We start from the raw sequence: 24,457 nt of genomic DNA, 5'->3' as shown, positions 1-24,457 counted from the left end.
GGCTTAGAAGCAGCCATCCTTGAAAGAGTGCGTAATAGCTCACTGGTCAAGTGATTCCGCGCCGACAATGTAGCGGGGCTCAAGCGTACCGCCGAAGTCGTGTCATTCCGGCATGAAGCCCCAACGGGCGCCGGGATGGGTAGGGGAGCGTCGTGTGCCGGGTGAAGCAGCACCGGAAGGTAGTTGTGGACGGTTCACGAGTGAGAATGCAGGCATGAGTAGCGATACACACGTGAGAAACGTGTGCGCCGATTGACTAAGGGTTCCTGGGTCAAGCTGATCTGCCCAGGGTAAGTCGGGACCTAAGGCGAGGCCGACAGGCGTAGTCGATGGACAACCGGTTGATATTCCGGTACCCGCTTTGAAACGCCCAGTACTGAATCAGGCGATGCTAAGTCCGTGAAGCCGGCCCGATCTCTTCGGAGTTGAGGGTAGTGGTGGAGCCGACGAACCAGACTTGTAGTAGGTAAGCGATGGGGTGACGCAGGAAGGTAGTCCAGCCCGGGCGGTGGTTGTCCCGGGGTAAGGGTGTAGGACGCACGGTAGGCAAATCCGTCGTGCACACAGTCTGAGACCTGATGCCGAGCCGATTGTGGTGAAGTGGATGATCCTATGCTGTCGAGAAAAGCCTCTAGCGAGTTTCATGGCGGCCCGTACCCTAAACCGACTCAGGTGGTCAGGTAGAGAATACCGAGGCGTTCGGGTGAACTATGGTTAAGGAACTCGGCAAAATGCCCCCGTAACTTCGGGAGAAGGGGGGCCACGCCCGGTGACCGGACTTGCTCCGTGAGCTGGGGGTGGCCGCAGAGACCAGCGAGAAGCGACTGTTTACTAAAAACACAGGTCCGTGCGAAGCCGTAAGGCGATGTATACGGACTGACGCCTGCCCGGTGCTGGAACGTTAAGGGGACCGGTTAGCCGACTTTCGGGTCGGCGAAGCTGAGAACTAAGCGCCAGTAAACGGCGGTGGTAACTATAACCATCCTAAGGTAGCGAAATTCCTTGTCGGGTAAGTTCCGACCTGCACGAATGGCGTAACGACTTCTCGACTGTCTCAACCATAGGCCCGGTGAAATTGCACTACGAGTAAAGATGCTCGTTTCGCGCAGCAGGACGGAAAGACCCCGGGACCTTTACTACAGTTTGATATTGGTGTTCGGTTCGGCTTGTGTAGGATAGGTGGGAGACTGTGAAGCGGCCACGCCAGTGGTTGTGGAGTCGTCGTTGAAATACCACTCTGGTCGTGCTGGATGTCTAACCTGGGTCCGTGATCCGGATCAGGGACAGTGTCTGATGGGTAGTTTAACTGGGGCGGTTGCCTCCTAAAGGGTAACGGAGGCGCCCAAAGGTTCCCTCAGCCTGGTTGGCAATCAGGTGTTGAGTGTAAGTGCACAAGGGAGCTTGACTGTGAGACCGACGGGTCGAGCAGGGACGAAAGTCGGGACTAGTGATCCGGCAGTGGCTTGTGGAAGCGCTGTCGCTCAACGGATAAAAGGTACCCCGGGGATAACAGGCTGATCTTCCCCAAGAGTCCATATCGACGGGATGGTTTGGCACCTCGATGTCGGCTCGTCGCATCCTGGGGCTGGAGTCGGTCCCAAGGGTTGGGCTGTTCGCCCATTAAAGCGGTACGCGAGCTGGGTTTAGAACGTCGTGAGACAGTTCGGTCCCTATCCGCTGTGCGCGTAGGAATATTGAGAAGGGCTGTCCCTAGTACGAGAGGACCGGGACGGACGAACCTCTGGTGTGCCAGTTGTCCTGCCAAGGGCATGGCTGGTTGGCTACGTTCGGGAGGGATAACCGCTGAAAGCATCTAAGCGGGAAGCCTGCTTCGAGATGAGTATTCCCACCAACTTGATTGGTTAAGGCTCCCAGCAGACGACTGGGTTGATAGGCCAGATGTGGAAGCCCGGTGACGGGTGGAGCTGACTGGTACTAATAGGCCGAGGGCTTGTCCTCAGTTGCTCGCGTCCACTGTGTTGTTCTGGAATAACGAACGGCTGTGTTGTTGCCGGTGGTTCAGTAATTCCATAGTGTTTCGGTGGTCATTGCGTTAGGGAAACGCCCGGTTACATTCCGAACCCGGAAGCTAAGCCTTTCAGCGCCGATGGTACTGCAGGGGGGACCCTGTGGGAGAGTAGGACGCCGCCGAACAGTTTTTCCGGGAAAGCCCCGTGCCGCCAGGCACGGGGCTTTTCTGCGTTTCGGCGTCTAGTCTCGGACCATGCGCTACGAACTGGTCATCTTCGACAACGACGGTGTGCTCGTGGACAGCGAGCCGATCTCCAACACCATCCTGGCCGAGTACCTCACGGAACTCGGCCACTCCACTTCGTACCAGGAGAGCCTTCGCGACTACATGGGGGCGGCCGTGCGCCGGGTGCACGACCTCGTCGAGGAACGGACCGGGGAGAAACTGCCCGCGGACTTCGACACGACGCTCCACTCGCGGCTCTTCGCCGCGTTCCAGGAGGAGTTGGAACCGGTGCCGGGCGTCGAGGACGTGCTGGCAAAGTTCGTCGCCGACGGGATCTCGTACTGTGTCGCATCCTCCAGCAGCCACGAGCGGATCAGGGTCGGACACCGGAAGACCGGGCTCGACCAGTGGTTCGAGGAGGAGTGGATCTTCAGCGCGGAGGACGTACGGCAGGGCAAGCCGGCCCCCGACCTGTTCCTGTACGCCGCCGAGCGGATGGGGGTCCGCCCCGACCGGTGCGTCGTCATCGAGGACAGCCCGCTCGGAGTGGAGGCCGCCAGGGCCGCGGGCATGGACGTGTACGGGTTCACGTCGATGATGCCGGCGGACCGGCTCACCGGGGTAACCGGCCACTTCTCCGACATGGGCCAACTCCGGGAATTGCTCGCCTGATTCGTCTACCCACGGGTAAAGACTGGCCTTACGCTCGCGGCCATGACAGATGCTCGCTTGCGGCGCGGCCGGGCTTCCCTCACGTTGAGCTTCTTCGTGCAAGGGGTCGCCTTCGCCCTGCTGGTGACGCGGATTCCCGCCATCCAGGACCGGTACGGGATATCCGACGGGCTGCTGCCCGTGTTCCTCGCCGCGGTACCCATCCTGGCCGGGGTGGGCAGTGTGGTCACCGAGAAGCTGGTCGTGCGGGTACGGCCCGGGGTCGTGCTGAGGTGGGCGCAGCCCGTCGTGATGCTCGCGCTCCTCGGCACCGGTGCCGGTGACGCGCTGTGGCAAGTCGCCCTGGCACTGGGGGTGTTCGGGATCGCCGTCGGGGCGCTGGACGCCTCGATGAACATGATGGGGGTCGGTCTTCAGCGGGCGTACGGGCGCTCGATCATGCTGGGGTTCCACGCCGCGTACAGCCTCGGCGGGATCGCCGGGGCGTCCATGGCGTGGGCGGGGGCGCACTGGGACCTGTCGCTGCTGGTCTCGTACCTGCCGGCGGTGGTCGTGCTGTTGCCCGCCGCGCTCGTCGGGAGCCGGTGGTACACCGAGGGCGGGTCGGAGCAGGGCAAGGAGCCGGGCGCGGAACAGGAGCAGGGCAAGGGGGCGGGTGCGGTCTCCTTCAAGCTGCTGCTGCCGCTCTGCCTGGTGATGAGCTTCGCGTACATCGGGGACTCGACGGTCTCCAACTGGAGCGCCAAGTACCTGCAGGACGTGCTGGGCAGCTCGGAGCAGATGTCGACCGTTCCGTACAACGTCTACATGGTGACGACGCTGCTGGGGCGGTCCGTCGGGGACCTCGGGGTGCGGCGGTTCGGGGCGGTGGCCGTGGTGCGGGGCGGGAGCGTGCTGGCCGCGGCGGGCTTCGGCGTGGTGGCCGCGGCCGGCGGGACGTGGACCGGGATGCTCGGCTTCACCCTGCTGGGGCTCGGGCTGTGCGTGATCGTGCCGCAGACGTTCGCCGCCGCCGGGCGGCTGTTCCCCGGGGCGAGCGACACGGCGATCGCGCGGCTGAACGTCTTCAACTACGTGGGGTTCCTGGTGGGGTCGCCCCTGGTGGGGGCGCTCGGGGACGCGTGGAGCTACCGGGGCGCCATGCTCGTACCGATGGTGCTGGTGCTCGCGATGCTCGTGCACGCCAAGTCGTTCGGGGCGGAACCCGCCCGATACGGTGGCGGGCATGAGCGGCCGCGCACAGCTGATGTGGGATGACGCAGTAACGGGATACGACTTCGGGGAGAGCCACCCGATGGACCCCGTCAGGCTCGCCCTGACCATGGGGCTGGTCCGGGCCCTCGGGCTCGACGGCGCGGTGGACGTGGTGGCGGCCAAGGCCGCCGGGGACTCCACGCTGCGGCTGGTGCACCGCGAGGACTACGTGGCCGCGGTGCGGGCCGCGTCCGCGGACCCGGAGCGGGCCGACCAGCGCTACGGGCTGGGCACGGTGGACGATCCGGCGTTCGCCGGGATGCACGAGGTGTCGGCGCTGATCGCCGGGCAGTCGGTGGCGGCGGCCGAGGCGGTGTGGCGCGGGGAGACCGCGCACGCGGTGAACTTCACGGGCGGGCTGCACCACGCCATGCCGGGCGGTGCGGCAGGGTTCTGCATCTACAACGACGCGGCGCTCGCCATCGCGCGGATGCTGGAACTGGGCGCCGAGCGGATCGCGTACGTCGATGTGGACGTGCACCACGGCGACGGGGTGCAGGCGGCCTTCTGGGAGGACCCGCGGGTCCTGACCGTTTCGCTGCACGAACACCCGCGGACGCTGTTCCCGCAGACCGGCTGGCCGGAGGAGACCGGCTCCGGGGCGGGCGAGGGCAGTGCGGTCAACGTGGCGCTGCCGGCCGGTACCGGGGACGCGGGGTGGCTGCGGGCGTTCCACGCGGTGGTGCCGGAACTGCTGGCGGATTTCCGGCCGCAGGTGGTGGTGAGTCAGCACGGGGCCGATACGCACTTCGAGGACCCGCTCGCCCACCTCGCGGTGTCGCTGGACGCGCAGCGGGCGGTGATGGCGGCCTGTCACGACCTGGCCCACGAGTACGCGCAGGACGGGCGCTGGCTGGCGCTCGGCGGGGGCGGTTACGCGGTGGTCGACGTGGTGCCGCGGTCCTGGACGCATCTGGTGGGTATCGCCGCGCACACGCCGGTGGACCCGGAGACGGTGATCCCGTCGTCGTGGCGGGACGAGGTCTACGCCCGGACCCGGCAGTTGGGGCCGGGCCGGATGACGGACGGGCTCGTCCCCTCCTGGAAGTCGTGGGAGGAGGGGTACGACCCCGCGGACCGGCTGGACCAGGCGGTGCTGGCGACGCGGCGGGCGGCGTTCCCGTTGCGGGGGCTGCTGACCTGAGAAGGGGCGGGACCGCTTGGGGCGGGCCGGTCGTGGCGGGACCGGCCGTGGCGGGGCCGGTTCTGTCGCGTGGCGAGGAATGGTTACGCCAACTGTGGGGCGTGAGCGGACTTCCGGCCCTCCGTCCGGGTGATTGGGGGAGCATCGGTGGAGTGTTGAGCACCGGAGCGCTGCGTGCGCATCTGCTGGCGGCCCGGCTGGCCGGGCCCGTGGCCACCTCGCGGGAGAAGAGCCTGCGGAGCTATCGGCTCTTCGCGGCCCGGGATCCGCGGGTGACGCTCGGTCTCCATCCCCGTCGGGGATGGGAGGAGCACGAACTTCTTCGTCTGATGGCCGACAGGTGCGGGGTTTCGTCCGATCCCGGGCATGTGTCGGGTCCTGATGTGATCGATCCGGAGCGGACCCTGGCAGGTCTGGACGCCTTCGCGGAGCGGCTCGCGCATGCGGCGGTCCGGCGGGCGCCGGTGCTGTTCGGGACCGGTCATCCGCACCGGCTGCTCGGTTTCTACGCAGCGCTGGCAGACGCCATGTCGGCGGCCGGATGTCCCGTACTCACTCCCGCGCAGGGGCGATGTATCGACATAACGACCCGGTTCGGCGTACGCACGTTCCGCCTCGACTACGTACGGGGAGTCGCGATGGTGCGTGAACCCGGCGCGCGGCTCCCCGGTGGTGACACCGGCGCACACACGCATTCGCCGCTGCCGGTCAGGGTGGTCCTGGACGTGGCGGCGGAGGGGCGCGGGCCGTTGCCGGAGCTGGTGGTCGGGGACCACGGCTGGGTCTGCGGGGCAGGTCAGCTGGGCATCGAGGCGATCGGGCTGGCGGACACGGACGATCCCGCGCTGTTCGTCGGGGAGGCCGAGGGGCGGGTCGCGGTGGCGGTGCCGGTCGACGACGCCGTCCGCTCGGCCTACTACCGGCCGCTCACGCGCTATGTACTCAATCGGGCGTGTCTGTCACAGTAGGCGGCCGATCGGCTCTCCTCTTCCCCACTCGCATCACCCGCCCCTAATCTGGGGAGTGAGCGCACAACGACGAAGAGTCACCGGAGGGGAAGCCGGTGCGCGTCTCGTGCGGAAGGTACAGGTGGGTCATGGCTGCTGGCAGCGAGAGGCCTCTCAACGAGGTCAAGTTTCTGACCGTGGCGGAAGTCGCCTCGGTCATGAGAGTGTCGAAGATGACCGTGTACCGCTTGGTGCACAGCGGTCATCTGCCGGCAATTCGGGTGGGCAGGTCCTTCCGGGTGCCGGAGCAAGCGGTTCACGAGTATCTCCGCGAGTCCTTCGTGGGGGTGGAGTCCGCCTGAGGTTCACCTCGGATTACGCCCCTCACGCGCTGGCGGGTAGGCTAGGCCGACGTAGGTCGTGTGGGCCCAGACGCCCCGCACCAGTGAAGAAGAAGTGAGCGAGGGTAGTCGTGGGCTCTGTTATCAAGAAGCGGCGCAAGCGGATGGCCAAGAAGAAGCACCGCAAGCTGCTCAAGCGCACGCGCGTTCAGCGTCGCAACAAGAAGTAAGCGAACGCGGTTCGTGATTCCGCAGCCCTCCCGCCAACCCGGCGGGAGGGCTGCGGTGCGTCGTGGACGGCTGCATTCGGACCAAGAAGCGGGGCAGGAGCCGAAGAAGGCAGCCGTGCGGTCATCATGGGGCGACCACCACCCGCTACGGTGACGGCCAGGGAAACCTTCGGACGGAAGGCGCTGATCTTGGGGAAGGTCGTGCTGGTCACAGGAGCCGCCCGGCAGCTGGGGGGCCGCTTCGTGCGGCGCATCCAGCGTGATCCGGAAGTGGACCGGGTGATCGCCGTCGACGCGGTCGAGCCGGGACATCCGCTGGGCGACGCCGTTTTCGTGCCGGCGGACATCCGCCAGCCCGCGATCGCCAGGGTCCTCGCCGAGCACGCCGTCGACACGGTGGTGCATCTGGACGTCTCGGCGAAGGCGGTCGGCACGGGCGGCCGGACGGCGGTCAAGGAGACCAACGTCATCGGCACCATGCAGCTGCTCGGGGCCTGCCAGAAGTCGCCGAGCGTGCGGCGGCTGGTGGTCAAGTCGAGTACGAACGTGTACGGCTCGGCGCCCCGCGACCCGGCGGTCTTCACCGAGACGACCCCGCCCAAGTCCCTGCCCAGCGGGGGCTTCGCCAAGGACGTGGTGGAGGTCGAGGGGTACGTGCGCGGGTTCGCGCGCCGCCGGCCGGACGTCGCCGTGTGCGTGCTCAGGTTCGCGAACATCCTGGGGCCGCAGGCGGACTCGCCGCTCGCGGACTACCTCGCGCTGCCCGTGCTGCCGACGGTGTTCGGGTACGACCCGAGGCTCCAGTTCGTGCACGAGGACGACGTCGTGGACGTCCTGGGCACCGCCTCGCGCGAGCCGGGGCGCGGGACGCTGAACAGCGGCACGTTCAACATCGCCGGGGACGGGGTGCTGTTGCTCTCGCAGTGTTCGCGGCGGCTGGGGCGGCCGACGATGCCGTTGCTGCTGCCCGCGGTCACCTGGGTGGGCCAGGCGCTGCGCAGGGTCGGCATGACGGACTTCTCGCCGGAGCAGATCCGGCTGCTCACCCACGGCCGGGTGGTCTCCACCGTCCAGATGCGCGAGACCCTCGGTTTCCATCCCCGCTTCAGCACCGCGGAGACGTTCGCGGAGTTCGCGCGCAGCCAGGGTCCGGGCCTGCTGCCGCCGGGGACGGTGGGCAGGGCGGTCGACGCGCTGGCCGCCGTGCCGTTCGCCGGGACGAACGGCGATGTCCCGGGGACCACCGGGGCCGGCGACACCGTGCCGGCCCCCAGCGCCAGGTAGAGGAGCGCACCGACGATGGCGGATGCCAAGGTCATTCCGTTCGACGACGACCGTTCGCGGGTGGGTGGTTCGTCGCGCGCCGCGCGGCGCCGGTCCTCGGCGGGCGTCGGCCGGGCCCAGGGGCCCGTGACGGCCCCCGCGGTGGGGACTGCGGCTGTGAGCGCCCTGCCGGGCCGGCAGGACGTCCCGCGGCCGCAGGAGGGGCCCGGGGCCGAGGGGTCCGGGGCCGAGGAGCCCGGGGCCGAGAGGCCCGGGCGGCCCGCGCCGGACGACGGGCGCGCCGGCTGGGAGCGGCGGCTCGCCGGCGGGCTCGCGTTCCTGCGGCGCCGGGTCACCGGCGAGTACGACGTCGACGAGTTCGGGTACGACGAGGAGCTGACCGACCAGGTCCTGATGTCGCTGCTGCGGCCGGTGTACGAGAAGTACTTCCGGGTCGAGGTGAAGGGCATCGAGAACATCCCGTCCGAGGGCGGGGCGCTCATCGTGTCCAACCACTCGGGGACGTTGCCGCTCGACGGGCTGATGCTCCAGGTCGCGGTGCACGACAACCATCCGGCGGACCGGCACCTGCGGCTGCTCGCCGCCGATCTCGTCTTCATGCTGCCGGTGGTGAACGAGCTGGCCCGCAAGGCCGGCCACACGCTGGCCTGTTCGGAGGACGCGGAGCGGCTGCTGCGGCGGGGCGAGGTCGTCGGGGTGATGCCGGAGGGGTTCAAGGGCATCGGGAAGCCCTTTGGGGAGCGGTACAAGCTCCAGCGGTTCGGGCGGGGCGGGTTCGTCTCGACGGCGCTGCGGGCGGGGGTGCCGATCGTGCCGTGCTCGATCGTGGGGGCGGAGGAGATCTACCCGATGATCGGCAACTCGAAGACGCTGGCGCGGCTGCTGGGCTTCCCGTACTTCCCGATCACGCCGACGTTCCCCTGGCTCGGGCCGCTCGGGGCGGTGCCGCTGCCGACGAAGTGGACGATCCAGTTCGGGGAGCCGATCTCCACGAGCGGGTATCCGCTGGAGGCGGCGGAGGACCCGATGCTGATGTTCAACCTGACGGACCAGGTGCGGGAGCAGATCCAGCACACGCTGTACAAGCTGCTGGTGCAGCGGCGCTCGGTGTTCTTCTGAGGGGAGCTTCCCCGGGTACGCGGGGTGCTTCCGCAGGAACCCGGGGGTGCTTCCCCAGGTACGCGGACGGCGTCGGCCGCCGGGCGGGTTCGGGCCGTCCGGCGGCCGACGGCACTTCTGGAACGGGACCTAGTCGTTCGCGTCCTCGCCGTTGATCCCCAGGCCGGGGAGCAGGCCGGGGAGGAGCGGGGGCAGGGTCACGTCCGAGGCGGGCGGGACGTCGGTCCGGCCGTCGGAGGACGGGTCGGCGCCCGGGGGCGGGGTGCCGAAGAGGCCGTCCGTGCCGCCGGAGATCAGGCCGTCGGAGGAGGCGCTGCCCGATCCGGACGGGTGGGGCGCGGTGCTGTCGTCCGTACGCTCCCGGGAGGCTTCCGGTGAGGAGGGGGCGGTGGAGGCGGCCGTGCGCGAGGGGCGCGTGCCGCGTTCGGTGGTGTCCGACCGCCGGGTGTCCTCGTCGCTGCCCGGGGTGCGGGGCAGCAGCGACTGCAGCGGTTCGATCTCTTCGTCCATGGCGTCGAAGACCGAGTTGACCTGGTCGCCGATGTCCGTGAGCTGTACGGGCAGCCGGTCGCGCAGGCTGCTCCAGCTCTCGCGGTGCGAGCGGGAGAAGGAGTCGAGGGCCTGGATCGGGCCGATGGCGCCGTCGCGCCGGTAGACCGAGCTGAGCAGGCGGTGGCCCTCGGTGGCGTCGTGCGTCATGCCGTTGAGCGTGCGCCTGATCTCGCCGAGCTGTTCGTGGTCCAGGTCGCCGGAGCGGGCGCGCTCCATCAGCCGGCGGGCCTCGTTGAGCCGGGTCGACGCCTGGTCGAGGTAGACCTTGCCGCGGTCGGTGTCGCCGCTGGTCATGCCGAGGTGGAGGTCTTCCATGCCGCGCTTGAGCCCGTACAGCGAGTCACCCGGGAGGGCGTCGGAACTGGCAGCGGCCACTCCGCCGAAGGCTCCCGCCGCCACACCGACGGTGAGTCCGCCTGCCGCGAGACCCTTCGTCCAGCGGGAACGGGGACGCAATTTCCGGAGCGGGGAGGCCCGGTGGGACCCCTTCGTGCGCTGTTCGGGCACCGTAGGGCCCGCGGACGCGCCGCCCTCGGTGAGCATGGCTTCCATGGCGGCGACGAGCTGGGCTCGCTGCACCACTTTGACCTCGGGGTCCAACTCCGGCCGCGGTAGCTCACCGAGGCCGTTCGCCAGGGCCAACAGCGGTCCGTGGTCGGCCTGTTCGGCCGGTTCATCGGGCTGTTCGGCCGTTGCCCCGGGGACCGACTGCTCCTCCAGGGCCTGGGCGAAGGCGTTCGCCCGCCGGTGTGCCGAAACGTTTGCGATCACTGGCGGCACCTCCTCTCGTCATGACGGTCGACTCCCCTGGGGATCCGGAAGGTTGCACACCTTGAGCGCTTCCACATGAATGAGTGAGTGTCGGCGGACAGGGGGTGACGACAGGGGGCCTGCAACAGGCACAACGAGGGGCGCGGCACTTGGGTTACGCACGAAGGATGATCGGACCAGTGCGTGACGGAGGGGTCGCCGAGCGTGTCCGTGGAGGGGGGGTGACGGGCGTGTTCGAGGGGTGGATCGTGGGTGTGTCGGGGCGGGACGGCGGGGGCCGGGGTGCGGGACGGGGGTGTTGGGGCGGGGGTCGGAGGGGCGGGGTCAGCGGGCGTCGTCCGGGAGGAGCCGGGCCAGGGTGCGGACGGCGCGGTACTGCAGGGTCTTGATCGCCCCCTCGTTCTTGCCCATGACCCGTGCGGTCTCGGCGACCGAGAGGCCCTGCAGGAAGCGCAGGGTCACGCACTCCTGCTGCTGGGGGTTGAGCCGCCGCACGGCCTGCAGCAGTGCGGCGTTGGAGAGGGACTCCAGGACGGAGTCCTCGGGGCTGCGCTCGACCTCGTTGGCGTCGAGCATCTCGCCGGTGGTCACCTCCAGCCGGAAGCGGCTGGACTTGAAGTGGTCGGCGACCAGGTTGCGGGCGATGGTGACGAGCCAGGCGCCGAAGTCGCGGCCCTGCCAGGTGAACGTGGAGATGCGGCGCAGGGCGCGCAGAAAGGTCTCGCTGGTGAGGTCCTCGGCCGTCGCCCTGCCCCCCACGCGGTAGTAGATGTAGCGGTAGACGGTGTCGCTGTACTGGTCGTAGAGGCGGCCGAAGGCCTCGGCCTCGCCGGCCTGCGCGCGTTCGACGAGGTCCATCATGCGCGCGCTGTCGCTGTCGGCGGTCGGTCGGCGGACGGTGGTGGACGCGGTCGTCGCGCCGCGGTTGCCGCGTCTTCCGACCGCCGCACCGCGTTCGGCCAGGGCGTAGCAGGGGCCGACAGGTGCAGGGGTGGCGAATGCGGGGACGGCGTACGCGGTGGGGACGAAGCCGCGCAGGCGGTTGGCGACCGTTGCGCGCAGCGTAGCCAGGCCCGAGGCGTCAACCCCGACGTGTGGGTACACGGGACTCCCAGAGGCAGAGCTTCCATCACGTGCAGTGCGAAACCCTCACTCGTCGTAGTGAGTGGGGGGTCCGGAATGCGTCTGAGGAGAATAACGCTTCGTACAGGCAGTGCTACACCCAGTTGCTCAAATCATCGATTACGTCGCTTCCGTAGCAACTAAACGACGCATTAAGTAGCACATCGTGACCGGTTATTGATCGGATTACTTCGGTATCTGCTTACGGGCGCGACTGGTTGTGGCCGTGTGCGAGCAATCCGACTGGCGGGGGCGGTCGGTGGGTAAGAGGTTCCGATCGGCCGCGGGGGCCGGGCGTGGCCCGGCGCCGGGCCACGGTGCGGCGTCGGGGAGTGGTCCGGGGCCGGGGAGCGGTGCGGCGTCGGGGAGCGGCGCCGGGTGGGTCAGCGGCGGCGGCGGTGCAGGGCGACCGCGGCGGCGGTGCCGCCCGCGAGGGCGCCGACGCCGGCCGCGGCGGGGATGCCGACCTTGACCGCCTTGCGGCCCGTCCGGTAGTCCCGCAGGCGCCAGTCGAGGGCGCGGGCGTGCTTGCGGAGCTTGGCGTCGGGGTTGATCGCGTACGGGTGTCCGACCAGGGACAGCATCGGGATGTCGTTGTGCGAGTCGCTGTACGCCGCGCACCGCCCCAGGTCCAGGTCCTCGGCGGCGGCCAGGGCGCGTACGGCCTCGGCCTTCGCGGGGCCGTGCAGCGGTTCGCCGACCAGGCGGCCGGTGTAGACGCCGTCGACGGATTCGGCGACCGTGCCGAGCGCGCCGGTCAGGCCGAGCCGGCGGGCGATGATCGTGGCGGTCTCCACCGGGGCGGCGGTGACCAGCCAGACCCGCTGGCCGGCGTCGAGGTGGGCCTGGGCGAGGGCCCGGGTGCCGGGCCAGATGCGGTCGGCCATGTACTCGTCGTAGATCTCCTCGCCGATGGACATCAGCTCGGAGACGCGGTGGCCCTTGACGATGGACAGGGCGCTGTCGCGGGCGTCCTGCATGTGGTCCGGGTCCTCGACGCCGGCCAGCCGGAACCATGCCTGCTGCCAGGCGAACCGGGTCAGCTCGCGGCGCTGGAAGAACTTCCGCTTGTACAGGCCGCGGCCGAAGTGGAAGAGCGCCGCGCCCTGCATCACCGTGTTGTCCAGGTCGAAGAAGGCGGCGGCCCGGTCGTCGCCGGCCACGGGGAAGGGCTCCTCCGCGGGCTTCGCCTTCCCGGCGGTGTCCTGCGCGGCGGCGTCCTGCTCGGTGGTGGGGGACCGGTCGTCGTCGGAGAGGGTGGTTTTCCGTGCTGCCTCGGCTGCCGCCTCGCCGGCCAGCACGCTCCGTGCTGTCGCGGGGCGCCTACGGGGGGTGAGCCATCCAAGAGCGGCCATGCGGTGAGCATAACCAGTTGGTTCGGCCCTTCCCGACCTGCCGGGATGCCGCGGCGGGAACTCTTGGCCGCGAGTCCGGCGACCGGGTGACACCGGGGGCGCCGGGGCGGGTCCGGGGCGGCGCAGAATGAAGGCATGAGTCCCTTGTTGCGACGTACGAAGAAGAAGCCCGGGCAGCGGACGGTGACCCTGGTGGGGAAGCCCGGATGCCATCTCTGCGACGACGCGAGGCGGGTGGTGCGCGAGGTGTGCGAGGAGACGGGCGCGTCCTGGGAGGAGAAGGACATCACCCAGGACGAGGAACTGCACCGGGCGTACTGGGAGCAGATCCCGGTGGTCCTGGTCGACGGCGAGCAGCACACGTTCTGGCGGGTGGACCCCGCGAGGCTGCGCGGGGCCCTGCTTTCCTGAGCGGAGCCGGTTACCATCGTGGGCGTTTTGAGTGCTCTCGGGGGAGTGGTTGTGAGGAGTGTGTGCCGCTTTGCCCCCTTCGGGCCTGCAACGGGCTGATGCGATCGTTGGTTCCGGGATCACGCGACGGATGCGCGTGACCCCGGTCACTTTGACCGGACAAAACGGACACTATCTTTGTGCACGTGTTCACAAAGACATAGCCTGCATTCGACGGGGCGGTCTGGGGAACTACGGCCGCCTGCAGCCCCGCTCATCCCGCAGGAGCACCGTGGCAACTGGCCGAACACACCGACCGGCGACCCGTAGCCGAGGAATTCCCGAGGCCACCGTCGCCCGGCTTCCGCTGTATCTGCGCGCGTTGACCGCGCTCTCCGAGCGCTCGGTCCCCACGGTCTCGTCCGAGGAGCTCGCCGCCGCGGCGGGGGTCAACTCCGCCAAGCTGCGCAAGGACTTCAGCTACCTCGGTTCGTACGGGACGCGCGGTGTCGGCTACGACGTCGAGTATCTCGTGTACCAGATCTCCCGCGAACTCGGGCTCACCCAGGACTGGCCGGTCGTCATCGTCGGCATCGGGAACCTCGGGGCCGCGCTCGCCAACTACGGCGGTTTCGCCTCCCGCGGTTTCCGGGTCGCCGCGCTGATCGACGCCGACCCCGCGATGGCCGGGACGCCGGTCGCCGGCATCCCCGTCCAGCACGCCGACGAGCTGGAGCAGATCGTCCGCGACAACGGCGTCTCGATCGGTGTCATCTCGACCCCGGCCGGTGCCGCGCAGCAGGTCTGCGACCGGCTCGTCGCCGCGGGCGTCACCTCCATCCTCAACTTCGCGCCGACGGTGCTCTCCGTGCCCGACGGCGTCGACGTGCGCAAGGTCGACCTGTCGATCGAACTCCAGATCCTCGCCTTCCACGAGCAGCGCAAGGCCGGCGAGGAGATCGAGGGCGGTGTCCAGGACCCGGTCGAGCCGTCGGCGCGTCCGGTCGCCGGAAGCCGCAAGGGACCTGACGGGGACATGCCCGCCGTGATGCCGGCATGAGCCTTCTCGTCGTGGGACTGAGCCACCGCAGCGCCCCGGTGTCCGTGCTGGAGCGGGCCTCGCTGGCCGCCGACACCCGGGCCAAGCTGCTCCAGGACACCCTCGCCGCGGAGCCCGCGGTCGAGGCCACCGTCCTGGCCACCTGCAACCGCATCGAGCTGTACGCCGACGTGGACAAGTTCCACGCGGGCGTCGCCGAGCTGTCCACGCTGCTCGCCCAGCACAGCGGGGTCGGCCTGGACGAGCTCACTCCCTATCTCTATGTGCACTACGAGGACCGGGCCGTCCACCACCTCTTCTCGGTGGCGTGCGGGCTGGACTCGATGGTCGTCGGCGAGGGCCAGATCCTCGGCCAGATCAAGGACGCGCTGGCGCTGGGGCAGGAGCTGCACACCGCGGGCCGGCTGCTGAACGACCTGTTCCAGCAGGCCCTGCGGGTCGGCAAGCGCGCCCACAGCGAGACCGGGATCGACCGGGCCGGGCAGTCGCTGGTCACCTTCGGCCTCGAACAGCTCGCGGCCGGTGCGGACGTCACCGACTGGGCCCGGGGCAAGCGCGCCCTGGTGATCGGCGCGGGCTCGATGTCCTCGCTCGCCGCCGCCACCCTGGCCCGTACCGGCGTCGCCGAGATCGCCGTCGCCAACCGCACCCGGGCCCGCGCCGACCGGCTCGTCGAGATCCTGGGCCAGCCCGGTGGCACGGGCGTGACCGCCCGCGCCGTGGAGATGGCCGAGATCTCCGGGGAACTGACACGTGCCGACATCGTCGTCTCGTGCACCGGCGCGACCGGGCTCGTGCTGACCGCCGAGGCCGTCGCCGGGGCGCTCGGCCTGGCCGTCGAGGACGCCGACGAGAAGCCCGCCGTCGTACCGGCACCGGCCGCGGCGCCCGAGCCCGCCCCCGACGACGACGTCGACCGGCACGCCGCCTGGGTGGAGAACGGCAGCTCCGGCTCGGTGCGCCGGGCGGTCCGCCGGGCCACCGTGCCAGCCCAGGGCACCGGCCCCACGCGCCTGGCGCTGCTCGACCTCGCCATGCCGCGGGACATCGACGGCGCGGCCGGCCGGCTCGACGGGGTGCGCCTCGTCGACATCGAATCGCTCGCGGAGGCCTCGGCGGACGCCCCGATGGCCGCCGACGTGGACCAGGTGCGCACCATCGTCTCCGACGAGGTCGCCGCCTTCGGCGCCGCCCAGCGCGCCGCCCGCATCACCCCGACCGTCGTGGCGCTGCGCACGATGGCCGCCGGCGTGGTCGCGGGCGAGATCGCGCGGCTCGACGGACGCCTCCCCGATCTCGACGAGAAGCAACGCGCGGAGATCACGCAGACCGTGCGCCGCGTCGTCGACAAGCTCCTGCACGCGCCCACCGTGCGCGTCAAGCAGCTCGCCAGCGAGCCCGGCGGCGCCGGGTACGCCGACGCGCTGCGGGAACTCTTCGACCTCGACCCGCAGACGGTCGCAGCCGTCTCCCGGGCAGACCTGAACGACCCGAATCGAGGGCGGTCATGACCGACAACTCATCCCCGGTCACGGGGGCCGACAAGCCGCTGCGCCTGGGCACCCGGCGCAGCAAGCTCGCCATGGCGCAGTCCGGCATGGTCGCCGAGGCGGTCAGCGAGGTGACCGGGCGCGCCGTCGAGCTCGTCGAGGTCACCACGTACGGCGACATCTCCCGGGAGCACCTCGCGCAGATCGGCGGCACCGGTGTGTTCGTCGCGGCGCTGCGCGACGCGCTGCTGCGCGGCGAGGTGGACTTCGCCGTCCACTCGCTCAAGGACCTGCCGACCACCCAGCCCGAGGGCCTCGTGCTGGCCGCGGTGCCGGTGCGCGAGGACCCGCGCGACGTGCTGGTGGCGCGGGACGGGCTGACCTTCGAGCAGCTGCCGGCCGGGGCCCGCATCGGCACCGGCTCGCCGCGCCGCATGGCGCAGCTGAACGCGTACGCGCGCAGCCACGGCCTCGAGATCGAGACCGTGCCGATCCGGGGGAACGTGGACACGCGCATCGGATTCGTCCGGAGCGGTGAGCTGGACGCGGTGGTACTCGCCGCGGCCGGGCTCAGCCGCCTCGGCCGGAGCGGTGAGGCGACCGACTTCCTGTCGGTCGACACCGTCCTGCCCGCTCCCGGCCAGGGAGCACTGGCGATCGAGTGCGCTGCGAGCAGCGCCGACCTCGCCGCAGCGCTCGCCGAGCTCGACGACCCGTACACCCGGGCCGCCGTGACCGCCGAGCGTGCCCTGCTCGCCGCCCTGGAGGCCGGTTGTTCCGCACCCGTGGGTGCGCTGGCCGACCTCCTGGTCGACGGACAGGCTGTCAACGAACTGCGCCTGCGCGGTGTCGTCGGGACTCCCGACGGTTCCTCGCTGGTGCAGCTGTCCACCACCGGTCCCGTTCCCACGTCGCAGGACGACGCGGCGGCCCTCGGTCGCGAGCTCGCGACCGAGATGCTCGCCAAGGGGGCGGCCGGTCTTATGGGGGAGCGAGCACTTTGAGCCCCACCGGCCCCGCCGCAACCGACTTTCCGGCCCTGTCCGCCCAAGGGCACGTCACCTTCCTCGGTGCCGGTCCCGGCGACCCGGGACTGCTGACCCTGCGCGCCGTCGAGGCGCTTGCGAGCGCGGACGTCCTTGTCGCCGAGCCGGACGTTCTCGGCGTTGTTCGCTGCCATGCGCGGGCAGGCGTGAGCACCCCTGAGCTGACGGTTGTTGACGCGCAGTCAGCAGCCGCCGGAGTTCCCGTTCTCAGGGATGCGGCCAATCTTGTCATGGAGGCAGCGAAGGGCGGCAGGCGGGTGGTCCGTGCGGTCCTGGGCGACCCCGGGCTGGACGGGAACGCCGGTGCCGAGATGCTCGCCTGCGCCGCGGCCGGGATCCCCTTCGAGGTGGTGCCGGGGGTCGCGAGCGCCGTCGGCGTGCCCGCGTACGCCGGTGTGCCGCTGCGGGACGAGCAGGGTACGGACGTCCGGTTCGTGGACGCCCGTACCGCCTCCGACCGCTGCTGGAGCGAGGTCGGCGCGAGCGACGCGACGGCCGTGGTCTCGACGACGCTCGACTCGGTGGCCGCGGCCGCCGGGGAGCTGGTCGCGGCGGGCCGCAAGCCCGACACCTCGCTGACGGTGACGGTGGCCGGCACGACGACCCGGCAGCGCACCTGGACGGCGACCCTCGGGACGATCGCCCAGGTCCTGAAGCAGGCGAAGGTCCTCCCGTCGCCGGAGGGGCACCAGCCCGTCATAGCCGTGGTCGGTGAGCGCAGCTCCGCCGCCCAGCGCGACCAGCTCGCGTGGTTCGAGTCCAAGCCGCTGTTCGGCTGGAAGGTGCTCGTCCCGCGCACGAAGGAGCAGGCGGCGTCCCTCTCCGACCAGCTCCGTTCCTACGGCGCCGTGCCGCACGAGGTCCCGACGATCGCAGTCGAGCCGCCCCGTACGCCCCAGCAGATGGAGCGCGCCGTCAAGGGCCTGGTCACGGGGCGCTACGAGTGGATCGCCTTCACCAGCGTCAATGCCGTGAAGGCGGTCCGGGAGAAGTTCGAGGAGTACGGGCTCGACGCCCGTGCCTTCGCCGGGATCAAGGTCGCGGCGGTGGGCGAGCAGACCGCGGCCGCGCTGGTCGACTTCGGTGTGAAGCCGGACCTGGTGCCCTCCGGGGAGCAGTCGGCCGCCGGTCTGCTGGAGGACTGGCCGCCGTACGACCCGGTCTTCGACCCGATCGACCGGGTGTTCCTGCCGCGGGCCGACATCGCCACCGAGACGCTGGTGGCGGGGCTGATCGAGCTGGGCTGGGAGGTCGACGACGTCACCGCGTACCGCACGGTCCGCGCCTCGCCGCCGCCGGCCGAGACGCGCGAGGCGATCAAGGGCGGCGGTTTCGACGCGGTGCTGTTCACCTCGTCGTCCACCGTGCGGAACCTGGTCGGCATCGCGGGCAAGCCGCACAACGTGACGGTCATCGCGTGCATCGGCCCGGCGACGGCGAAGACCGCCGAGGAGCACGGGCTGCGCGTGGACGTGCTGTCGCCGGAGCCGTCGGTGCACAAGCTGGCCGAGGCGCTGGCCGAGTTCGGCGCGCGGCGCCGGGACGCGGCGAGGGAGGCCGGTGACCCGGTGACCCGGCCGAGCGAGCGGCGGCCGGGGGCGCGGCGTCGTCGTACGACGACCTGATCCGCCCGGTCGAGGTGTGTGAGGGGCCCGGTCGCTTCGGCGGCCGGGCCCCTCGGCCGTGTCTGGTGGGTTCCGGACGGTGGTCGGCGCGGGGGCGTGGCGTGGGCGGTTCCGGGTGCCGGCCGGGCCCCTGCCCGTTCTGCGGGGTTTTTCCGGCACCTGTGTCGGCAAGACGGTGATGTGTACGGGTCTAGTCTCGAAGCATGACTGTGTACGGAAACTTCCCCGGCTCCCGCCCCCGGCGGCTGCGGACGACCCCGACGATGCGTCGGATGGTCGCCGAGACACGGCTCGACGCGGCGAACCTGATCCTGCCCGCGTTCGTGCGCGAGGGCGTCGACGCCCCGGTCGCGATCTCGGCCATGCCCGGCGTGCAGCAGCACACCCTGGACACCCTGCGGAAGGCCGCGGTGGACGCGGTGTCGGCGGGGGTTTCCGGGATCATGCTGTTCGGTGTTCCGGAGGACGAGAAGAAGGACGGCCGGGGCACGGCGGGCACGGACCCGGACGGCATCCTCCAGGTGGCGCTGCGGGCGGTGCGCGAGGAGGTCGGCGACGACCTCGTCATCATGTCGGACCTGTGCCTGGACGAGTACACCGACCACGGCCACTGCGGCGTGCTGACCGAGGACGGCCGGGTCGACAACGACGCGACGCTGGAGCGGTACGCCGAGATGGCCCAGGTCCAGGCCGACGCGGGCGCCCACGTGGTGGGCCCGAGCGGGATGATGGACGGTCAGGTCGGGGTCATCCGGGACGCGCTGGACCAGACGGGCCACGAGGACGTGTCGATCCTCGCGTACACCGTGAAGTACTCCTCGGCGTTCTACGGGCCGTTCCGCGAGGCCGTGGGCTCCTCGCTCCGGGGCGACCGCAAGACGTACCAGCAGGACCCGGCGAACGCCCGTGAATCGATGCGGGAGCTGGCGCTCGACCTGGCGGAGGGCGCCGACATGGTCATGGTCAAGCCGGCCGGTCCGTACCTCGACGTCCTGGCGAAGGTCGCCGAGTCGGTGGACGTGCCGGTCGCGGCGTACCAGATCAGTGGTGAGTACGCGATGATCGAGGCCGCAGCCGAGAAGGGCTGGATCGACCGGGACGCGGCGATCATGGAGAGCCTGACGGGCATCCGGCGCGCGGGTGCGCAGATGATCCTGACGTACTGGGCGACGGAGGTCGCGCAGCGGCTGACGCGGCGCTGAGCCGGGCCGGGGCGGACTCGGCCTGGCGCGGGCCGGGTCGGGCCGAAGCGGCAGGGGAACGGATCCTCCGGGGGCCGTCGTGGCACAAAAGTGCCATGGCGGCCCCCGGCCGCGTTCGTGGTGGTTTCCGTGGTGAGCTCTGGGGTGATTCCGGGGTGCGGGTGCGGGTGCGGGTGTGCTGTGGGGTCGGTGAGGCCAGTGGGTCGGTGAGCGGCGGGGCTGCGGGCTGACGGGCCGGGGCCTGCGGGCTGCTGGCCGGCGGGCCGGAAAACAGTTGGGGCGAACCTCTTGTCGAGGTGATCCGGTCTCCCTAATGTGAACCTTCAAATCCACCGAACGTCATGAAACAAGGGCCGTGAGGGCATAGTTTTGAACGATCAAATTGGCCGCGCATCCGATCCCGGCGCCCCGGACCGGGGCTCCTTCCACGGCCCGGCGGTGGGTTATCTCGACTACGCGAGGGTCGGCCCGGTCTCCCGTCCGGCCACCGCGGCGCTGGCCGCGACGGCCGAGCTCGCCGCCCGTGTGGACCCCGCCGACCTCGACCGGTTGTTCGCCCTCGGCGACGCCGCCCGGACCTCGGCGGCCCGGCTGCTCCGCGCCCGGCGGCACGAGATCGCCCTCGCCCCGTCCACCAGCAACGGCCTGTTCACCGTGGCCGCCGCGCTGCACGGCCCCGGCACGATCCTGGTGCCCCGCGACGAGTTCCCCGCCAACCTCTATCCCTGGCTGCGCTTCGCCACCCGCGGCGGTCCCGCGGTCCGCCTCGTCGAACCGGACGGGCAGCGGCACATCACTCCCGACCTGCTGCGCCGCCACCTCACCCCCGACGTCACCGCCCTCGCCGTCAGCGCCGTGGACTCGCTCACCGGCCATCTGGCACCGCTCGCCGCGCTCAAGGAGGTCCTCGGGCCCGACCGGCTGCTGATCGTCGACGCCATCCAGGGCCTGGGTGCCGTCCCGCTCGAGGCGGACGCCGCCGACGTCCTCGTCAGCGGCGGGCAGAAGTGGCTGCGGGCCGGCTGGGGAGCCGCGCTGCTGCTGATCCGCGACCGGTGCGCCGAGCGGCTGGTACCCGGGCTCGGCGGCTGGGCCGGCGTCGCGGACCCCTTCGCGCCCCGGCACCCGGCGGAGCCGCTGCCCGGGGCCGCCGCCCACCTCGCCACCAACCCGGACTTCCCGGCCGCCGCCGCCCTCGGCGCGGCCATCGACGCCCTGCTCGACCGGGGCGGCCCGGTCGTCGGCGGGGCCCGTATCCGCGCCACCCTCGCCCACCTGCTCGACCGGGCACGACAGGCCGGGGCCGAGGTCCTGCTGGACGGGCTCGCCCCCCACGAACGCGCTGGCATCGGCACCTTCCGCCTGCCCGGCCACGACCCCGTCACCGTCCACCGGACCCTCGAAGCGGCCGGCCTGATCACCACCCGGCGCGACGAGTGGATACGGCTGTCCCCCCACACCTCCACCCCGGACGCCGCGGCCGACCTGCTCGCCGAGGCGTTGCGCACCCTCACCCACCCCACCACCCACTACGCCCAGGAGCCGACATGTCCCACCGACTGAGCCGCCGCAGACTGCTCCAGCTCGCCACCGCCTCCGCCGCCGGACTCGGCCTGACCGCCTGCGGCACCGACGGATCTGGCGGCGGCAGCGGCGCCGACGGCGACAAGGGCCGGATCACCGTCTGGAGCTGGACCACCGCGGCCGAGGCCCTGCGCGGTGTCGTGCCCTCCTTCGAGCGGGACAACCCCGGCATCACGGTGGACGTCCAGGACGTCGGCAACCCGGCCATCTGGGACAAGATCACGGTCGGCCTCGCGTCGGACGGCAAGGGGCTCGCCGACGTCCTGCACATCGGCGTCGACTACCTGCCCGGCTACCTGGAGAAGTTCCCCGACGGGCTCACCAACCTGTCCCGGTTCGGGGCCGACCGGTACCGGAGCGAGTTCGCCCAGGGGCTGTGGCCGACCGTCATAGGCAAGGACAAGGCCGCCCACGCCCTCCCGTGGGAGGTCAACCCGCTCGGCCTGTTCTACCGGAAGGACTACTTCGAGAAGGCCGGCGTCGACCCCGCGGACATCAGTAGCTGGGACGACCTGATCGCCGCCGGACCGAAGATCCGCGCCGCCACCGGCGCCCAGCTGCTCGGGCTCGACAAGCCCGGCACCACGCCGGACATGGACTTCTTCCAGAACCTGATGCAGCTCCAGGACGCCTTCTACTTCGACCAGAAGGGCAGGATCACGCTCGGTTCCAAGGAGGCCGTCCAGGCCCTCACCATCATCAAGCGGCTCAACGACGACGGCCTGCTCGCCGACACCGCGGGCCAGGGCACCCGGAAACGCCTGATGAGCCAGGGCAAGCTGGCCACCTCCCCCGACCCCGCCTGGGCCGTCGAGTACCTGGCCACCAAGTTCCCCGACCAGAAGGGGAAGTGGCGCGTCATGCAGCCGCCCGCCGCCGTTCCCGGGGGAGGGCGCAGCGTCATCGTCAACTCCACCTACCTGGCCGTCTCCGAGTCGAGCAAGCGCCGCAAGGCCGCCTGGCGGTTCATCGAGCACGCGCTCACCAAGCCCGCCGAGATCAACCGGATGTTCAAGTCCGGCGGTGTCTTTCCCGCCCTCGGCTCGGCGTACGACGACCCGATGTTCAGCGCGCCCCACCCCTACTACGGCGGCCAGAAGGTGCTGAAGCCCTTCGTCGACACGCTCTCCTCCGGCTCCGGGACCACCAACTTCACCGGCGACTACACCCGCGCCCTCAAGCTCGCCAGTGACGCCCAGAGCCAGGTGCTGGTCAAGGGCGCCGACCCGGCCGGTGCCCTCAGGGACGCCGCCGAACGGCTCGCCCAGCAGACCGGTCGGCAGCTGGCGGCCTGACCACCATGTCCTCCGTCCTGCCCGAACGGGCTTCCGTCACCGAGAAGTCGGCCGGACGCGGCGCCTCCGCGCACGCCGGCCGCGCCCGCCCGCGCCGACGCGCGCTGCTGACCCGCGGCTCCGTTCCGTACCTGCTGATCATGCCCGCCGTCCTGGGCTTCGCGATCTTCAAGGCGTATCCCATCGTCTCCTCGCTGTGGATCAGCCTCACCACCGGCAGCGGCACCGACCGGAGCTTCGCCGGACTCGCCAACTACCGGCGCCTGCTGAACGATCCGCTGTTCTGGACCGCGCTGAAGAACACCGCACTGATCCTGGTCGTCCAGGTGCCGCTGATGCTGTGCCTGGCCCTGCTCGTCGCCCTCGCGCTCAACTCCGCCAAGGTATGGCTGCGCCCGCTGTGGCGGCTGGGTGTCTTCGTCCCCTCGCTGACCGGCCTGGTCGCCGCGGGCGTGATGTTCTCCGTGATCCTCAACCGTGACGCCGGGCTGCTGAACTGGGTCCTCTCCCTGTTCGGCGTCGACCGGGTGAACTGGCTCGGCAGCCCCGGCTGGGCCCGCGTGGGCGTCGTCCTCGTCATCACCTGGCACTACACCGGCTACAACGCGGTGATGTACCTCGCAGGCCTGCAGGGCATCCCCAAGGAGCTGTACGAGGCCGCGATGGTCGACGGGGCGGGGCCGATCCGCCGCTTCTTCTCCATCACCCTGCCCCAGCTGCGGCCGATCCTGCTGCTCACCGTGGTGCTCTCCACCATCGGCACCCTGCAGCTCTTCGACGAGCCGTACGTCCTCACCGGCGGCGGCCCCGACAACGCCACCCTGACGGTCACCATGTACCTGTACAACAACGGCTTCAAGTACTTCGACTTCGGCTACGCGTCGGCCATCGCCTACGCCCTCGCGCTGATCGTGTCCGTGCTCGGCATCCTGCAGGTCCGCCTGATGGGAGAGCGCCGATGAAGTCCCGTCGAGGTCCCCTGCTCACCCTGCTGCTCGCGGGCGCCTTCGCGCTCTGCGTCGGCCCGTTCTACTGGCTCGCCATCGCCGCGACCCAGGAGGACAAGGACGTGTTCTCCTGGCCGCCGAAACTGCTGCCCGGCGGCCACTTCCTGGAGAACCTCCGCGGACTGGAGGAGTCCATCGGGCTCACCCGGGTCCTGCTCAACACCCTGGTGGTGTCGGGCGTCCAGACGCTCGGTGCCGTCGTCGTCTCGGTACTGGCCGGATACGCCTTCGCCAAGTTCGAGTTCCGCGGGCGCAACCTGTTCTTCGTCCTGCTGCTCAGCACCCTGGTCATCCCCGACACGGTGATGCTGATCCCGGTCTTCCAGATGATGATGGACCTGGGCCTGATCGACTCCTACCAGTCCATCATCCTGCCCGGCCTGGTCACCCCGTTCGGCATCTTCCTGATGCGGCAGGCGCTGCGCTCCATGCCCGATGAACTCCTCGACGCGGCGCGCGTCGACGGCGCCGGCGAACTGCGGGTGCTGTGGCGGATCGTCATCCCGGTCAACCGGCCGATCATCGCGGCCCTCGCGCTGTTCGTCTTCCTCGGCAGCTGGAACCAGTTCGTCTGGCCACTGATCGCGCTGCGCAGTCCCGAGATGTACACGCTGCCCGTGGCCACTGCCACCCTCCAGGGGCTGTCGACCACCAACTACGCGCAGGTCCTGCTCGCCGCCGGCATCGCCGCCGTCCCCGTGATGGCCCTCTTCCTCGTCCTGCAACGCCAGTTCATCTCCGGTCTGCTGGCCGGGGCCACCAAGGAGTGA

General features: G+C 70.3%; 21 protein-coding genes and 2 rRNA genes (1 of these 23 running past the window's edge). 20 read left to right on the top strand and 3 right to left on the bottom strand.

The features are described from left to right. The 10 genes from OCT49_RS14335 to OCT49_RS14290 all read left to right on the top strand — a co-directional run. Nucleotides 1-1,959, top strand: a 23S ribosomal RNA gene (locus OCT49_RS14335) (it extends 1,164 nt beyond the left edge of the window). A gap of 78 nt (nucleotides 1,960-2,037) precedes the next feature. Beyond that, a 5S ribosomal RNA gene (gene rrf / locus OCT49_RS14330) occupies nucleotides 2,038-2,154 on the top strand. 70 nt (nucleotides 2,155-2,224) lie between these two features. Further along, a complete protein-coding gene (locus OCT49_RS14325) occupies nucleotides 2,225-2,869 on the top strand; it encodes an HAD family hydrolase (RefSeq protein ID WP_283852263.1) in 645 nt (214 codons plus the stop codon). A 42-nt stretch (nucleotides 2,870-2,911) separates the two neighbouring features. Continuing rightward, nucleotides 2,912-4,126 (top strand): MFS transporter, encoded by a 1,215-nt coding sequence (locus OCT49_RS14320; protein WP_283852262.1) that lies wholly within the window; start codon nucleotides 2,912-2,914, stop codon nucleotides 4,124-4,126. Next, entirely contained in the window at nucleotides 4,095-5,267 is a 1,173-nt protein-coding gene (locus OCT49_RS14315; RefSeq protein WP_283852261.1) for an acetoin utilization protein AcuC, read from the top strand. The genes OCT49_RS14320 and OCT49_RS14315 overlap by 32 nt, the downstream gene beginning before the upstream one ends. A 152-nt stretch (nucleotides 5,268-5,419) precedes the next feature. Continuing rightward, the gene (locus OCT49_RS14310) at nucleotides 5,420-6,235 is read left to right on the top strand and encodes a phosphatase (RefSeq protein WP_283852260.1); all 816 of its coding nucleotides are present in this window, start codon (nucleotides 5,420-5,422) and stop codon (nucleotides 6,233-6,235) included. A 128-nt stretch (nucleotides 6,236-6,363) separates the two neighbouring features. Next, nucleotides 6,364-6,576, top strand: coding sequence for a helix-turn-helix domain-containing protein (locus OCT49_RS14305; protein WP_014046653.1), 213 nt, complete (start codon nucleotides 6,364-6,366; stop codon nucleotides 6,574-6,576). Nucleotides 6,577-6,686: 110 nt separating this feature from the next. Continuing rightward, nucleotides 6,687-6,785: a 30S ribosomal protein bS22 gene (locus OCT49_RS14300; protein ID WP_003948845.1), complete on the top strand. Its 99-nt coding sequence runs from the start codon at nucleotides 6,687-6,689 to the stop codon at nucleotides 6,783-6,785. Nucleotides 6,786-6,974: 189 nt separating this feature from the next. Further along, a complete protein-coding gene (locus OCT49_RS14295) occupies nucleotides 6,975-8,069 on the top strand; it encodes an NAD-dependent epimerase/dehydratase family protein (protein WP_283852259.1) in 1,095 nt (364 codons plus the stop codon). 15 nt (nucleotides 8,070-8,084) lie between these two features. Then, nucleotides 8,085-9,188 (top strand): lysophospholipid acyltransferase family protein, encoded by a 1,104-nt coding sequence (locus OCT49_RS14290; RefSeq protein WP_283852258.1) that lies wholly within the window; start codon nucleotides 8,085-8,087, stop codon nucleotides 9,186-9,188. Nucleotides 9,189-9,317: 129 nt separating this feature from the next. Here OCT49_RS14290 and OCT49_RS14285 read toward each other — a convergent pair whose 3' ends face one another. The 3 genes from OCT49_RS14285 to OCT49_RS14275 all read right to left on the bottom strand — a co-directional run bounded on the left by OCT49_RS14285 (nucleotide 9,318) and on the right by OCT49_RS14275 (nucleotide 12,988). Next, nucleotides 9,318-10,511 (bottom strand): DUF5667 domain-containing protein, encoded by a 1,194-nt coding sequence (locus OCT49_RS14285; protein ID WP_283852257.1) that lies wholly within the window; start codon nucleotides 10,509-10,511, stop codon nucleotides 9,318-9,320. A 324-nt stretch (nucleotides 10,512-10,835) separates the two neighbouring features. Further along, the gene (locus OCT49_RS14280; RefSeq protein ID WP_283852256.1) at nucleotides 10,836-11,615 is read right to left on the bottom strand and encodes an ECF subfamily RNA polymerase sigma factor, BldN family; all 780 of its coding nucleotides are present in this window, start codon (nucleotides 11,613-11,615) and stop codon (nucleotides 10,836-10,838) included. A gap of 401 nt (nucleotides 11,616-12,016) precedes the next feature. After that, nucleotides 12,017-12,988, bottom strand: coding sequence for an HAD family hydrolase (locus OCT49_RS14275; RefSeq protein ID WP_283852255.1), 972 nt, complete (start codon nucleotides 12,986-12,988; stop codon nucleotides 12,017-12,019). A 135-nt stretch (nucleotides 12,989-13,123) separates the two neighbouring features. Between OCT49_RS14275 and OCT49_RS14270 the strand changes: the two genes are divergently transcribed. From OCT49_RS14270 to OCT49_RS14225, 10 genes are all read left to right on the top strand, one after another. Next, nucleotides 13,124-13,399: a glutaredoxin family protein gene (locus OCT49_RS14270; RefSeq protein ID WP_283852254.1), complete on the top strand. Its 276-nt coding sequence runs from the start codon at nucleotides 13,124-13,126 to the stop codon at nucleotides 13,397-13,399. A 271-nt stretch (nucleotides 13,400-13,670) separates the two neighbouring features. After that, nucleotides 13,671-14,438, top strand: a complete 768-nt coding sequence (locus OCT49_RS14265) for a redox-sensing transcriptional repressor Rex (RefSeq protein ID WP_283852253.1) — start codon at nucleotides 13,671-13,673, stop codon at nucleotides 14,436-14,438. Next, nucleotides 14,435-15,949, top strand: a complete 1,515-nt coding sequence (locus OCT49_RS14260; RefSeq protein WP_283852252.1) for a glutamyl-tRNA reductase — start codon at nucleotides 14,435-14,437, stop codon at nucleotides 15,947-15,949. Before OCT49_RS14265 ends, OCT49_RS14260 begins: the two co-directional genes overlap by 4 nt. Beyond that, nucleotides 15,946-16,932, top strand: coding sequence for a hydroxymethylbilane synthase (gene hemC / locus OCT49_RS14255; RefSeq protein WP_283852251.1), 987 nt, complete (start codon nucleotides 15,946-15,948; stop codon nucleotides 16,930-16,932). The genes OCT49_RS14260 and hemC overlap by 4 nt, the downstream gene beginning before the upstream one ends. Then, nucleotides 16,929-18,599 (top strand): bifunctional uroporphyrinogen-III C-methyltransferase/uroporphyrinogen-III synthase, encoded by a 1,671-nt coding sequence (locus OCT49_RS14250; protein ID WP_283852250.1) that lies wholly within the window; start codon nucleotides 16,929-16,931, stop codon nucleotides 18,597-18,599. The genes hemC and OCT49_RS14250 overlap by 4 nt, the downstream gene beginning before the upstream one ends. A 203-nt stretch (nucleotides 18,600-18,802) precedes the next feature. Further along, a complete protein-coding gene (gene hemB, locus OCT49_RS14245) occupies nucleotides 18,803-19,801 on the top strand; it encodes a porphobilinogen synthase (protein ID WP_283852249.1) in 999 nt (332 codons plus the stop codon). Nucleotides 19,802-20,170: 369 nt separating this feature from the next. Next, a complete protein-coding gene (locus OCT49_RS14240; RefSeq protein ID WP_283852248.1) occupies nucleotides 20,171-21,364 on the top strand; it encodes an aminotransferase class V-fold PLP-dependent enzyme in 1,194 nt (397 codons plus the stop codon). After that, entirely contained in the window at nucleotides 21,349-22,680 is a 1,332-nt protein-coding gene (locus OCT49_RS14235) for an extracellular solute-binding protein (RefSeq protein ID WP_283852247.1), read from the top strand. The genes OCT49_RS14240 and OCT49_RS14235 overlap by 16 nt, the downstream gene beginning before the upstream one ends. Before the next feature lie 5 nt (nucleotides 22,681-22,685). Beyond that, entirely contained in the window at nucleotides 22,686-23,642 is a 957-nt protein-coding gene (locus tag OCT49_RS14230; protein ID WP_283852246.1) for a carbohydrate ABC transporter permease, read from the top strand. Beyond that, a complete protein-coding gene (locus OCT49_RS14225) occupies nucleotides 23,639-24,457 on the top strand; it encodes a carbohydrate ABC transporter permease (RefSeq protein ID WP_283852245.1) in 819 nt (272 codons plus the stop codon). The genes OCT49_RS14230 and OCT49_RS14225 overlap by 4 nt, the downstream gene beginning before the upstream one ends.

This window comes from Streptomyces sp. ML-6 (genome assembly GCF_030116705.1).
Lineage (GTDB): Bacteria > Actinomycetota > Actinomycetes > Streptomycetales > Streptomycetaceae > Streptomyces.
This window is presented reverse-complemented; position numbering and strand designations above follow the sequence as displayed.

What these genes read in the sequence shown, in the direction of transcription:
- hemC (WP_283852251.1), top strand. Translation starts at nt 15,946, where the DNA reads ATGACCGACAACTCATCCCCGGTCACGGGGGCCGACAAGCCGCTGCGC.
- OCT49_RS14260 (WP_283852252.1), top strand. Translation starts at nt 14,435, where the DNA reads ATGAGCCTTCTCGTCGTGGGACTGAGCCACCGCAGCGCCCCGGTGTCC.
- OCT49_RS14235 (WP_283852247.1), top strand. Translation starts at nt 21,349, where the DNA reads ATGTCCCACCGACTGAGCCGCCGCAGACTGCTCCAGCTCGCCACCGCC.
- OCT49_RS14290 (WP_283852258.1), top strand. Translation starts at nt 8,085, where the DNA reads ATGGCGGATGCCAAGGTCATTCCGTTCGACGACGACCGTTCGCGGGTG.
- OCT49_RS14270 (WP_283852254.1), top strand. Translation starts at nt 13,124, where the DNA reads ATGAGTCCCTTGTTGCGACGTACGAAGAAGAAGCCCGGGCAGCGGACG.
- OCT49_RS14325 (WP_283852263.1), top strand. Translation starts at nt 2,225, where the DNA reads ATGCGCTACGAACTGGTCATCTTCGACAACGACGGTGTGCTCGTGGAC.
- OCT49_RS14320 (WP_283852262.1), top strand. Translation starts at nt 2,912, where the DNA reads ATGACAGATGCTCGCTTGCGGCGCGGCCGGGCTTCCCTCACGTTGAGC.
- OCT49_RS14315 (WP_283852261.1), top strand. Translation starts at nt 4,095, where the DNA reads ATGAGCGGCCGCGCACAGCTGATGTGGGATGACGCAGTAACGGGATAC.
- OCT49_RS14230 (WP_283852246.1), top strand. Translation starts at nt 22,686, where the DNA reads ATGTCCTCCGTCCTGCCCGAACGGGCTTCCGTCACCGAGAAGTCGGCC.
- OCT49_RS14305 (WP_014046653.1), top strand. Translation starts at nt 6,364, where the DNA reads ATGGCTGCTGGCAGCGAGAGGCCTCTCAACGAGGTCAAGTTTCTGACC.
- OCT49_RS14225 (WP_283852245.1), top strand. Translation starts at nt 23,639, where the DNA reads ATGAAGTCCCGTCGAGGTCCCCTGCTCACCCTGCTGCTCGCGGGCGCC.
- hemB (WP_283852249.1), top strand. Translation starts at nt 18,803, where the DNA reads ATGACTGTGTACGGAAACTTCCCCGGCTCCCGCCCCCGGCGGCTGCGG.
- OCT49_RS14275 (WP_283852255.1), bottom strand. Translation starts at nt 12,988, where the DNA reads ATGGCCGCTCTTGGATGGCTCACCCCCCGTAGGCGCCCCGCGACAGCA.